General features: G+C 41.3%; 9 protein-coding genes. 5 read left to right on the forward strand and 4 right to left on the reverse strand.

Translation table 11 applies throughout. The features are described from left to right. Positions 1-73: 73 nt before the first annotated feature. A complete protein-coding gene (locus AC2IOM_RS04785; RefSeq protein WP_100914404.1) occupies positions 74-619 on the forward strand; it encodes a glutathione peroxidase in 546 nt (181 codons plus the stop codon). 179 nt (positions 620-798) lie between these two features. Beyond that, a complete protein-coding gene (locus tag AC2IOM_RS04790) occupies positions 799-3,543 on the forward strand; it encodes a PKD domain-containing protein (protein ID WP_486359264.1) in 2,745 nt (914 codons plus the stop codon). A 53-nt stretch (positions 3,544-3,596) separates the two neighbouring features. Here AC2IOM_RS04790 and AC2IOM_RS04795 read toward each other — a convergent pair whose 3' ends face one another. From AC2IOM_RS04795 to AC2IOM_RS04810, 4 genes are all read right to left on the reverse strand, one after another. Continuing rightward, positions 3,597-6,413, reverse strand: a complete 2,817-nt coding sequence (locus AC2IOM_RS04795; RefSeq protein WP_486359265.1) for a TolB family protein — start codon at positions 6,411-6,413, stop codon at positions 3,597-3,599. A gap of 96 nt (positions 6,414-6,509) precedes the next feature. Then, on the reverse strand, positions 6,510-8,018 hold the full coding sequence (locus AC2IOM_RS04800) for a PH domain-containing protein (RefSeq protein WP_486359266.1): 1,509 nt from the start codon (positions 8,016-8,018) through the stop codon (positions 6,510-6,512). Beyond that, positions 8,011-8,535 carry a PH domain-containing protein gene (locus tag AC2IOM_RS04805; protein ID WP_486359267.1) on the reverse strand — a complete coding sequence of 175 codons (525 nt, stop codon included), beginning with the start codon at positions 8,533-8,535 and terminating at the stop codon, positions 8,011-8,013. The genes AC2IOM_RS04800 and AC2IOM_RS04805 overlap by 8 nt, the downstream gene beginning before the upstream one ends. A 91-nt stretch (positions 8,536-8,626) precedes the next feature. After that, entirely contained in the window at positions 8,627-9,478 is an 852-nt protein-coding gene (locus tag AC2IOM_RS04810; protein ID WP_486359268.1) for a D-hexose-6-phosphate mutarotase, read from the reverse strand. Between the two features lie 186 nt (positions 9,479-9,664). Between AC2IOM_RS04810 and AC2IOM_RS04815 the strand changes: the two genes are divergently transcribed. The 3 genes from AC2IOM_RS04815 to AC2IOM_RS04825 all read left to right on the forward strand — a co-directional run bounded on the left by AC2IOM_RS04815 (position 9,665) and on the right by AC2IOM_RS04825 (position 12,633). Beyond that, entirely contained in the window at positions 9,665-10,591 is a 927-nt protein-coding gene (locus AC2IOM_RS04815; protein WP_486359269.1) for an endonuclease/exonuclease/phosphatase family protein, read from the forward strand. A gap of 171 nt (positions 10,592-10,762) precedes the next feature. Beyond that, entirely contained in the window at positions 10,763-11,842 is a 1,080-nt protein-coding gene (locus tag AC2IOM_RS04820) for a DUF2157 domain-containing protein (RefSeq protein ID WP_486359270.1), read from the forward strand. After that, on the forward strand, positions 11,839-12,633 hold the full coding sequence (locus AC2IOM_RS04825; protein WP_486359271.1) for a DUF4824 family protein: 795 nt from the start codon (positions 11,839-11,841) through the stop codon (positions 12,631-12,633). Before AC2IOM_RS04820 ends, AC2IOM_RS04825 begins: the two co-directional genes overlap by 4 nt. Positions 12,634-12,655: the final 22 nt, after the last annotated feature.

The raw sequence follows: 12,655 nt of genomic DNA on the forward strand, positions 1-12,655 counted from the left end.
GCCTTGCGGCAGCTGCAAAAACGAACTAGAAAGGTCATCAGACCCTAGTATATTAAAATAACTGGAATCACTTATGAAACGTTTAAAAAATATTGTGTTAACTTCTTTGCTCGCGCCATCTCTGTTTGCATTTTCAGTTTCGGCTACTGAGTGTAACGACTTTACCAACCAAGATGTTCGTAAATTACGCTCTAAAGAAAGCATCAACTTATGCCAGTTTAAAGATAAGCCATTACTGATTGTAAATACTGCAAGTAACTGCGGCTTTACACCTCAATTTGAGCAACTTGAAGCGCTTCATAAAGAATATAAAGAACAAGGTTTAGTTGTGTTGGGTTTTCCATCTGATAGCTTTTTTCAAGAAGAAAATGATGAAAAAGACACCGCCGAAATGTGCTTTATCAATTACGGTGTGACGTTCAATATGATGGCAACGAGTGATGTGAAAGGCAGTGATGCTAATCCCATATTTAAACATTTAGCAGATAAAACTCGTTCGCCAAGTTGGAACTTTAATAAGTACTTAGTAAGTAAAGACCGTCAAACAATCACGCATTTTGGCTCACGAGTAAAACCGCAAAGTGATGAATTAAAGCAAGCAATAGAAAAAGCACTTTGATTACGCTTTTAAACAATTGATGCTGTGCATATGGTTTTAGTCTGACACTATATTTGGTACAGTTTGAACACGTTGCGTCATATGTTGGCGCAGCGGAAATACCTTTAAACATGTAAAAGGAATTACATGCAGGCCATAAACATTGGGTGTTTGTGATTCCTCAGCAATAAGGATATTCAATGAAATCTACACATTCTTCTTTTAGATTTTTAGCCTGCAGTACTGCGCTATCCGTTTTTCTTTACGGATGTGGCGGGGGCTCGTCTGATAAAGATACATCGCCCAATCCCGATCAAGGTAATCGCGTGCCAACCGTTACTATTAATGGTGATAACAGCGCACAAGAAGCGAGCGTTGTAACACTTAATGCCGCAGCTAGCGATAGCGATGGCTCGATCAGCAAATATGCTTGGTCTATTACATCGGGTGAAAATGTCACTTTAAACAATAGCGATCAAGCTTCGGTCGATCTCACTTTGCCAGATGTAGATGGCGACACACAGATCACCATTAGCGTAACGGTAACTGATAATGATGGTGCAACCGCACGCGATGAACACACACTTACTATTGTCGATAACGCAGATAACCAAGCGCCGAGTGTGGTAATTAATGGGGTTACTGAGGTTGATGAGCAAAGCGAGCTTAACCTTACCGCCAACGCCAGCGATAACGATGGCGAAATTGTCAGTTATTTTTGGCAACTAATAAGTGGTGAAGGAGTCACGTTAAGCGATACCGATAAAGCACAAGTAAAAGTCACCACAGCAGATATCGATGAAGATCAGCAAGTTACTATTGCCGTTATGGTAACCGATGATGGTGGTGCGATTGCAATGACGCAGCATCACTTGCTAGTAAAAGCCAGCGTGCAAACGCAAGTATTTACTTTGAAAGGTCGCGTTAATAATGGCGCTAATTCAACCGTAAATTTAACGGTTGGCGATCAAGTTTTTACAGCAACTACCAATGACAGTGGCGAATTCAGTTTGCCCGTTGAACTCGATGAAAGCTATAACTCGCAATTGGCTAAGTTATCAGCACCCAGTAATTCGGTATTTTTCCCGGAGTTTAATTTCGTTTCGCAATTGCTGACATTAGGCGAGTTAAAGCAACGTGCTGGCAGCGATAATATATTAACTGATGATGAGTACTTTGCCGTTAGCGTCGGTCATATATCAACGACTCTATATTACATGCTTGATGACAAAGAGAGTAATACGACCACAGAGCAGCTAGAAAAAAACTACGGAAGAGTTTATACCGAGGTGCTAACAATGCGCGCAGGTGTGCTGCATATGTTACTTAACGGTAATCAAGGTGAAGCCTACCCCTTACCTACAGGCGTTACAACACTAGAACAATTGTTTGAAAATGATGAATTAATTCGTGAGTTTGAACAGCGTATGTCTGATACCTATCCGGAAAGTATGGCTCACGGTCAAGTTCTGCGCTCTGAAACAATTGCTTACCCTGTAATTAATGAAACTAAGCAATTAGTTTTTTCACCACAGCTACCTTCTATGAGCGACGGTCGTCATTTTACGCTAAACCCAGATGGTACGGGCAGTACAGTACTAGAGAATGGTAGTAGTAGCGAACTTACCTGGCTTATTGATGAGCTAGGCAATTTAACCCTAGAATATACATCGCCCATTACCTTGGTACATAGTGAAATAGTGATACATGAAATGCAGTTATTAACGACTGAATTTTACGCTTTTTTTCAGCGTGGGAACACAATCGAAGGGGTTGTAGCTGAAAGGTTTCGTATAGTCGACAAAGATGGAAATGTCGTTGATGATAATTACGGAAGTTTACGCCACGGCGGGTTTACTGAAAAGCGAAATGCAACCAAGTTATCCGAAGCAGATTTCTTAGGGACGTGGTTAATCGGTGATGTGTTCACTCCAGAAAATGCTATTTTGTCTGAGCCAGCAGTCGCTAATCTAATGGCGGACGGTTCTGCAAGCATTGAAGTGCCAAGTGCTGATTTTTATACTAATAATGCTAAATGGCAGGTGGCTGATGGTAATTTAGAGGTAACTTCTGGTAGTGGCGATAATGAGACTCGCTTTACTTACTATATTCTAAACAAAAACGAAATCGGTTATGCGTTTGTCGCAGATGTAACTAGCGGCGGCCAACAATTTGCACGTAATGGCATTATGTTGAAACAGCAAACTGCTACAGGTTTTAGCGAAAATGACATTGTAGGCCATTTTAAAGAGGTGACAGGGTATCGTCTTTATGGGCATGAAAACTTAGTTATCTATGATGATCTGATTGCGCGAGAGGATATCGACGAGGATGATAGAGTTGCCCGTATAGATGAAGACGGTGTTTTGCGATTGGAAACGTATTTAGATAAAGATACTTCTATGCGATGTCGTTCAAGCGACAACGGGCGTTGCTACCTGTCGCAGCAAATGTCTTATCGTTTATTTGCTAAAGACACAAATAAGTATGTTGTCTTGCGTACAATTGTACTGTACGACATTAATGGTGATCCTGGTTACGGCTTTAGTAATATTACTCGCTTAGAAAAACAAGACGGCATCAATATTACGCAGTTTGATTATGGCATGTTGCACAGTTTGCGTTTAAGGGAGCATTTACCAAACGGTCAAGAAAATGATTATGACTTCAGTGAGTCATATGTCAGTGATGGGGATGGGGAAAACGAACCTAGATATTCACTAAGCGTTAGCTATGCAAATGGTGAGTATGAAGACACACCATTCTATCTTGATAATGGTATTGCTTATTTCACATTAGCGGGCAAATCGATGCAAATGTCGCTTGAGCAGTTTGAGCGAGATACACTGACTGTTTGTTTGCATGAAGCGGGCGGTGCATGTACCGACGCAGGTAAAAAGCAGTTAGATATGCGTTGGAATGCCGCAGAAATGCCGGCACAATAATTAAAAAAGAGAGGCTTAGTTAAGCCTCTCTTTTTTTACTTTTTAGTCGGTTGCTACAGGCTATACCATAGACCAATCCAGCCCCGTACCTCATCTTGAATGGTATCGCCTTCAATTTTGGCAATACCAAAATCAATATTAATATCATTTAATACAGAAGGTGCAACGGCAAAGTCGAATTGGCTATTTAACTTAATTCCGTAGCTAGTGGCGAGTTCGCTGTTATTGAGCTCATGCTGCGATACATAAAGCCAAGGTGTATTTTGCTTAAACGCAAACCCAGCTCCAAAGCGCTGATAATCATCACTCAATGCGGTATAAAACGGTAGTTCGTTAATGAGTGAGCGATCAGCTTGTGCTTCTGGCTTAATTAAACTGGACGCGAAGCCACCAATATTCATTAGCATGTCATCACGTTGTTTTGTTTGGTAATCAACGTAAAGTGGCATATTCCAAGCTTTACCGAATAGCGCTACGTTTGCATCAAAGCCTTGCCAACTGCCATGTGAGCTATCACCACTGTAGATACGTGCAGACGCAGTTTGACCAATCGCAAATATTTGCCAATCACGTTGCCAAATTTGATTCGCGCCGAGAGCAAGCCATTGGTTATGGCTATCATCAATATCTTTGTAGCCATACGCAAGATGACTATTCAATTTAAATGCCCCGTTGCGATAAGGGTAACTGGCCTGCAGATAGGCTCCGGTAGCGTCTTCCTCAGCAGCTAAGACATCAGGGTGTTGATATTGATTTGCGGCTTTAAGTTTATAATCAAATGCGTGTGCTAAAAATTGCCATTTATCGAGTTGATATTTCACGTCTAAATAAGCACCGTTTAAAGCATTTTTATTGTCGATTGCGCCACCAAATTGCCAGCTCAACTTATTGAGTAGATCTTTACCTTTTACACCCACGTGTAACAGTGCAGTACTGGCACTATTGTATTGCTCAGCAAGTGTAAACGACATTGTTTGATTTGATGGCGAATAATCGCGCTGTGCGCCAGCCGTTTGCTGATAAATTTTCGCTGGCGGTAAGCTTGGCTGCTCTGCTTTATCGGTTGCGGCTTTTGGTGATAATGCGCGCTCTGTTACTTCAGTTACACTTGCATTGTCACTTAATTGGTAAATATCAGGGCCTTCAGAATTAACCGCTAAATACAGTAAACCATGCTGTTTGCTTGGCATTGGGTATTGCATAACTTGCTGCCCAGCGCTGAGCTGTTCTAACTTATCTGATGCAAAGGTATAGCGATAAAGATTAGTTTGACCATTTACCCCTGCAACATAGTAAATGCTTTCGCCATTTTCGCTCCATTTAGGATATGATAAAAATTGGTAGCCCTTTGGCATTGGCACACTTACATCGTTATTTGATGTTAAATCTTTTACCCATAGCGCCCAATTTTGGTTGAGCTCAGTTTTAAGATAAGCCAGCTTGTTATTTTTGTATTGCGGGAAGTCGTAGACGGTTTGCAGAGACGGTTGGGTTAAATCGCTCATTTCACCCGACGTTAAATCAATTTTTACCAGCTGTGAGTAGCCATATTCAACGCGCTCGGCATAAGCAGTATTGTTGTCAGCTAAGGTAAAGCGGCGCACATTAGCAAACTGAGTAAGTTGTTTGGTTTCACCAGTTTCGCTGTTCCAGCTAAAAAGATCTTGGTGCAGTGTATTCATTTCGTTGTTAGCAACGCTAAATGCACCGTATACAAGCGTGCTATTATCACGCCAAACTGGGTTTAAAATACCTTTGCGATTAATAGAGTTAAGGGTGTCTTTTGTTTCTTTTTTGAAGCTGGTGGGTTTGCTATTTGCAATGTCTTTTGCGTCGTCTTCTAGCAGCTCTTTTTGCGCTTCTTCAAACTCTTTAATGGCATCAGCATTTTCTTCTGTTGCATATATGGTGAGCTTGGTATTGCCGTCTTTGTCTTTACTAACAATGGCAATTTTGTCTTCATCTGGTGACAGGCTCGGCGCCGTTTGAATGTAATTGAGATCAAACCAGCGTTTCGTTTCAAGTGCGGTTTGATTTGCTTCTTGTGTTAGTGCTTTATGGGTATATTCCGCAACAAAACGGCGATACAGTTTACTTGGCTTTTCAAGAAATACGCCGGTAAACGCACTATCAAAGTCACGTTTTTTAACCGCTTGCATACGTGTCCATACTGCATCTAATTGCTCTTTGCTGTAGTTATGTTCAAGCCATTGTAAAAAACGCACACCAACGAGATACGCCATAGAACCTGCCATATAGCCACCATCCTCTTCGCTTAGTTGGCTATAACTTGGCAAACTTCCTTCTTTAGCAAATTGCGTGATGAGTGATTCAACATAGTTATCGTGTAAACGGCCGCGGCCAGTCATTTGCGATTCAAGTAACGTTGCATAGCCTTCAGCAGCCCAGCGCGGTGTTGGGTTGTGAGCAATATCATAGGCACTTGAGAAGTTACGTAGCTTTTGACGCCACTCACTGCGTGTTGGCTGTGCTAAATGCACTAAGTGCACATATTCATGTAATACGAGTAGTTGCTGCCAGCCTGAACTATTTGAAATAACCGTATCTGACTGGGGAGGGGTGGCAAAAAATGCCATCATAGGGTCAACACTGCTTGGAATAGCAAAACCGTTTGACTGGTTATAAGGGTCGAAAACAATCACATCAACTTGTTTTTCTAATACACGATTTTGCTGCTCTTTTACTTTTTCGCGAACAACCTCGAGTTCGTTGGCAGCTGATGTAGCCCAGCTTTGGTAAGCTTTCGGGAAATGAACTTTAAAGTTCTCAGTTTCAATGGTTTGCCAGTTATCGTTGGCTGAGGTTGCAAAGCTTGCGGCAACCATCAATGAGAGTAGCGACTTTTTCATATTATTTGTTCCTTTAATTTTATGCGAGCTAGCTTACTGCACGCATAAAACTAAAAAAAATAATAGTGATAAGCGGTTAATCTAAATTATTGGTGGTTACATCCAGCGTGTTTTTGATGTTTCGGCTAGCAATATAAGTCTGTTCATAACCTCAGTGACTAAGCTTTCGGGTAAATACGGTACGCTAACCCCTCCGCTTGCTAACTGAAAGCGCAATGAGCTAAGCTGTTGTTTGCGCATTGGTGGTGTTTGTGTAGTAGCGATTTGTTGAATTTTAAAGCCTTTAAACACTTTATAACTTACGCCAATCAGCCCTTTTCGCGTGAATACTTGCTCTCCGTCAAAGTAAAAGCCAAAGCGCTTGTAGCGCAAAAAACTCAAAATCATACCCAGTAATAATGGTGCAATTAATACTGGCCACGCGCCATCAAGTAGCGGTTTAAATAAAAAGGCACTAATGATGGAAATAGGCAGAAGCCAATAAAGTACGAAAGTCTTGTAAAAGTAGTTAATGGCGATTGGCTGAAATGGCACATTGGTAATGTCTAACTGTTTATCCCAGCATAAATTCATTACATCGTTCACTTGGCTCTTTGTCAGTACAGGCACAATTAACGACTGTCCTTTTTTTACCGTATTTGCATGGCTGTTATTAATTTGTTTGCAGTTAATGGTGTAGCGTTTAAGCAGTTTTGCAATCCAGTTTTGTTTGACTTCAATTGACTGAATTTTACTAACGCTTAGCGACATTTGATGGCGTTCAAATAATCCTGAAATACGCTTTATTTTGTTGTTTTCTAAGCTAAGTTCATAGTTGTAAAAGCGAATAACTGCGCCCAGTACCGATGCGAATACAAACAGGGCAATACCGCTTAGAATAATGGTGGCACCCGCGGCCATCTCTGCATATTCATTATTGGTCACAAGATTATTAAAAAACTGTGTAAGCGGCGCGGCAAAGTCTTGTTTAATATAGTCAGTAATTTGCTCAGTGAAAGGCGCAAGTGCTGCCAATACTAAAAACATCATGCCAGACATTAAGCCAAACTTTGCCACTTCAAAATTCGCTAATGTTAAATCGGGCGACTGCGCAGCTTGTTGTGATTCGCCTTGTTGCTCGGTTTGTTCTGGCTTGGCTTGGTAATTAAATATTTGATCGCGCAACGTATTTGCGTAGTGATCCGATACCCCCGGTAACACAACTTCTTGCTGGGCTGAGCCTGCAGCATCAAAGTGACAGTTCACCGCTGAAAATGGTGAAAAGTAAAATGGTATTGCTAAATTAACGTTTTGTACTTTGGCAAAGTTAAGCGTGACGCGCTCTTTTTTAAATACACCTTTACGCAAAATAATTTCGTGCTCGGTAACTTTATAGCGAAAATTAAAGTAATAAAGAGTCGCGTAAGTCACTAAAATCAATGCTAATACGCTGGCACCTGAAGCAAACCAAAACAGTTTATTCTCAACTTGGGTGACCCAAATAGCAAAGGCTGGCGCAATATTAATGAGTCCGTCTTTCACAAAACGCACGATAAAGTGCAGCACAAAATAAATAATCGCAATTGGCGACAGCTTTTGCCAAGTGGCTGTACTGTTATTACTCATCGTCGTGACGCTCACTTGCGGTGTTTGCCAAGATAAACTGTCTTAGTTTACTGGCGCGCTCTTGGCTTAGACCATGAATTTCGAGATCAGCGCCAGCACCGCCAGCGGTAAACAGTTTTAACGTGGCGAGTTTGAGCTTGCGTTCAATAGGATTACGGTGGGTTTCAATATGTTGAACACGATTAAAAGGTATGGCGATGGTGCGCTGCCAAAATACTCCGCGTTTTAATAGTAGATCGTGTTCTCTCAGTGCGATAGATGTCATTGCGACGCTACGCTTGGTAAACCAAGCGACGTATAAGTTTATCAATACTAATGCACCTGCAACCAATGTGGTTATGATATTTTCAACTGGCGATAAAAAATAAAGAAAGATCACAACAGCGATACTTGCAGGTATTAAAAATACAAAGGTGCCAATTAGTGCTTCTTTGCTTGCCAGTTTATCCAGAGGTTTAAAATCTGCTTGGGTAAAGTCAGGTAGTGTTTGTTCGGAAATTTGATGGTTGCTAAACACGTGATGTCTCTTTGTTTTTATAATCTTTGCCTATTAAAGCAAAAAACTCAGCAAATGCTGAGTTTTTATGATTTTCGGCAATATAGCGTGATTAAAGCCAGCGCACAGTATGAATTAACGAATGGCTTTCGTCAGGTTGCAATGTCACTTTGTCATCCATCACGTTAGCGGCTTCTAAACACAGCATGGTATGGAACTCGTCATCGCGAAAGTTACTTAGGCGCTTTGATTTTTCAATCCACGGATTCCACAGCACACACGAACTTGAATTTTCACGGCCAACTTCAATAATACCGTCTGGTGTATTAATGGTTTGAACCAAAGGAGTGTTTTGATAAACCATATCGGTTTCGCGGGCAAAATTGACAATGTCGTTTTGTGCAAATGGGCCTTCACCAAACTCAATATAGTTAGCACCTTGCAGGCCATCGACTGTGGTGTTTTCAATTTCAGCGGTAGGGAAATAGGTATGCAGTGCTTGTGTTAACTCAAATGCAGCATTGCCAGTATTCGTGTTTACCAGCGCAATGTGCAAACTATCGCTTAGCGTGAATACGACTTTTAAGCTTGATTGATGTGGCCAGTATTCTGGATTTACTTGGCCCATCGGCAATGAAAAACTCACAACAATGTTATTGTCGTTTTCTATCACTTCTTCTGCGCGCCAAAGCATAGTGCGGGCAAATCCGTGTTGCGGCCAACCGTCATTAGCACTCATGCCAAACCAAGGCCAACAAATAGGAATACCACCGCGAACGCCTTTGCCGACTTGATAGTCTTCATCTTGCGATACCCAAATTAAAGGCTTTTTGCCTTTTGGCGTAAATTCGGTAAGTTGCGCGCCTTGGAGAAAAATTTTAGCGCTGCAAAAGCTCGATTCAACTGATAGGTACTCTAGTCCTGAATCAGTATGCTTAACGGTAACAGAAGGTGATAAATTCATAAGGCATCCTTGTAAAAGGGAACTCAATTTAATGCAGAAAACAAGATAACCAATGCGTGATCAATTAGCAAACCAGTAAATTTCATATAGTTCTAGGTAAACTAACGTCATCTTATCGCAAACTTCATGTGATTTAGTTATTTGCCTTGATATACTGAAATTCTTTTTCACAATATGAACACACACATGAAAAAATCTCTTATTGCACTTGCAGCAATGGCAGCATTACTAGGCTGTCAGCAACAAGAACAGGTGTCATCGCCGAGTGTTGTAGCAAGTGATACTACTAATTTAAAATTAGTGAGCTGGAATATTGAGCATTTAGCTGACGAGGTAGGTAAAGGCTGTAAGCCACGTAGCCAAGCTGATTACCAAGCGCTTGCAAGTTATGCCGCAACCTTAAATGCTGACATAGTCGCACTGCAAGAAGTGCAGTCAGAAAAAGCGCTTAAGCGCGTTTTCCCTGAATCACAGTGGCAGTATGTGATTTCAAGTCGTGCCGATAACGAGGCGTATGAGTGTCGTGGTCACGATGGTTTGTTTTCAACGCCGCAGCGTACAGCATTTGTTATTAAAAAAGGTATTAACTTCATCGCTCAAGATGACTTTAAAGCACTTGCCCTTGATAACCCAGGGTTACGCTACGGTACCTCAATTAGTCTCAATAATGGTCAACTAGAACTACTGAACGTGCATATGAAAAGCGGTTGCTTTGTTAGTGACTACCGCAAAGATACTAAAAAAGCCTGTACTACTTATCAGCAGCAAGGGCCTATTTTAGAAAAGTGGGTTAACCAGCGTGTTGAAAACAAGCAAGCGTTTGTTGTACTGGGTGATTTTAACCACCGTTTAGTTGACCAAAACAATCGCTTTTGGCAAGAGCTAAGCAAAGAAGACGGCGAACGTATTTTGTTAAGCAGCATGCAAAACTTAAAAAGTTGCCATCCTAAATACAAAGCACCAATCGATCACATTATTACTGGCCCAATTTCAACTCAGTGGATTGTTGATGGCTCTCAAAAAGTAGATGCGTTTGGTAAGCAAGGCGAGCTAGATTACAAAGATATGTTAAGTGATCACTGCCCAATAAGTTTAACGCTATCAATTAAATAGTTGAAAGAAAGCGCACGATAGTGCGCTGTCTTTTCTTTCAAGCCTTTCTCTACTCTTCGCATATAAATAAACCTGTATACCCAAGCTAACATCAAACTGGTGTTATATTGCTTGTTTTTTAGCTATCAGTTGAGCCAATATAATACGTACATAACGTGATTGGGCTTTTACATGGATGAATCTCAACTAAATCAAGCGGATGCTCAGCAGAGGGTGGATCAGATACACGCCTTTGAATCTGAACTGGCGCAATTACAACATGCCGGCGTGATCACCATGCCAGTTGAGCAGCAACAGGCTGTTTCTCAGTATCATCAGCAGCTTCTCACTCAGTTAGCCAAGCAATTTGACGTTGATACGACAGCTCAGTCTAAGCACCTAACATTAGGTATGAAAATCGCTTCGCTGTTTGGTGCCTTGGCGATGGCGGTGAGTTTATTCTTTTTGTTTTATCAATTTTGGGGCTATTTAAGCACAAGTGTGCAAGTGGGTATCTTGGTTACTACGCCCATTGCATTGTTCTGTGGTGCGATAAAGTTAGCTGAAAATGAATCCCACGGTTATTTTGCCAAAATAGCGGGTTTGGTTGCGTTTGCGGGGTTCGTACTTAACGTAATGCTGCTTGGGCAGATTTTTAATTTAACCCCATCTCCTAATGCGTTTTTGATTTGGGCCGGACTCGCCTTTATTTTGGCGTATGCTGTTAACGCACGAGTATTGCTGTTTTTTGCAATTGTGAATGTGTGCAGCTTTATTGCAATGAAGGTGGGCGCATGGAGTGGCATGTATTGGATCAGTTTTGGCGAGCGCCCTGAAAACTTTATTGTGCCGAGTATATTACTGTTTTTAGTCCCGCATTTTATCAATCAGCGTGCATTTAGTGGCTTTGCTGCAATGTATCGTGTTTTGTCTCTGATCATACTGTTTCTAGTTGTACTTATTTTGTCAAACTGGGGTGGCGTAAGTTATTTCAATTATGATGATGACCTTGTTGAAGGCGTGTATCAAGTTGCTGGGTTTGCGTTAAGTGCAGCGGTGATTTGGCTTGGAATTCGTAAAGAGTGGCCGGGCGTTGTGCAAACTGGCAATGTATTTTTTGTACTGTTTCTTTACACCAAGTTCTTTGATTGGTGGTGGGATTGGATGCCTAAGTATCTATTTTTCTTTGTACTTGGGTTATGTGCGCTGCTTGCATTATTGGTATTTAAGCGAATTCGTAAGTTAGCCAAACACACGAGGACAAGCGCATGAAAAAGTACTTAATTTGCGGTATCGCGTTAATTGTTTTTACCAATATTTTTATTTTAGGTGGTGTTTTTTATAATCGCTCTGGTGAGCCAACGGCTCAGCTCGTTTTATCTGAACGAGAAGCACGCTTGCCATATTTATCTGGTTTTGAAAAAGAAAACTCGGGCGTAGGGCTTTCAATCTCTTGGCGTGCATTGGCAAACAAAAAAGACGAGCTTGCTTATTACAACAACCGCAGTATAAACCTAACCAAGCAGCAGTTAATAGCGTTAGGGTTTACTGAACTTGAAGTCTCTGAAGATGGCTGGGCGCAGGAACGTACGTTATTTTTTGCGCTTGAATATAATGGCGAGCATTATCAAAAGTCATTAGCAAATGCGCAGAGTTATTATGAAAAAGCGCTTGCTCGTTTTGAGTTGGATACTAATGATGAACAGCTCAAATACGCCAAAGAGCGAGCTTCTGAGGCATATCAACAAGAGTTGCATCGCAATAGTCGTTTGTTCTTTTTAGAAGCGGCACAAGACTATAAAACACTTGCAACTAAGTATGCAGCGCAAAGCAATATCGTTATCGTAAAAGGAAATGCGAAGCCCTACTTTAATGATTATAGCAAAGATCACTCTTTGCATTTGCGTGCGCTATTGGTGAACAGAATTAATGTACCTGCTCATTTCGTAGAAACTTTGGCAAACCTAAAAACATCACGAGGACAAACAAAACCAGGCTATAGCGTGACGGTTAATTGGGGCAAACGTTTGGAGCCTTGGATTGTAGATATACAGATCAACTAATACAGTTTTAAAGCGTATCTCT

This window comes from Pseudoalteromonas sp. NS-SX12 (assembly GCF_057367955.1).